At 63.5% G+C, this 417-nt stretch carries 1 protein-coding gene and 1 pseudogene; both read left to right on the forward strand.

Features of this window, described 5'->3' with window-relative positions; translation table 11 throughout:
- Positions 1 to 229: RidA family protein (locus RNB18_RS52800; RefSeq protein WP_311721153.1), on the forward strand; the 229-nt coding region annotated here is incomplete at its 5' end.
- Positions 226 to 417, forward strand: a pseudogene (locus RNB18_RS52805) (acetamidase/formamidase family protein); the annotation flags it as partial. The gene RNB18_RS52800 and the pseudogene RNB18_RS52805, both read left to right, overlap by 4 nt.

Here is a 417-nt window from a genome sequence, read left to right on the forward strand (position 1 = left end):
GTTCGACGCCACGCTCGACGACGCCCTGATGGTGCGCGTCTACCTCACCGACTTCGACGACTTCGACGTGTTCAACGCCGAATACGTCAAGTGGTTCGCCGGACCGCTGCCCAGCCGTACCTGTGTCGGGGTCACCGGCCTTGCGGTGGGAGCGGCCGTCGAGATCGATCTCATCGTCGGGCTTTCCCGGCCACAGTCCAACCTCACCCCCGCACCCATGGAGGCATGATGATCTTCCCGACTCTTCATCCAGGCGAAGGCCACATCGGTGGCGAGCACTACCTGCAATCACACCCCGACGACGTGCTGTGGGGATGGCTTCCCAACGCGAGGACAAAGCCCGTGCTCTCGGTGGGGTCCGGCGATACGGTGACGATCGACACCGTGAGCCATAAGGGGATCCTCGAAGACCAAGGG

The organism is Streptomyces doebereineriae, from assembly GCF_031845645.1.
GTDB classification, from domain to species: Bacteria; Actinomycetota; Actinomycetes; order Streptomycetales; family Streptomycetaceae; genus Streptomyces; species Streptomyces canus.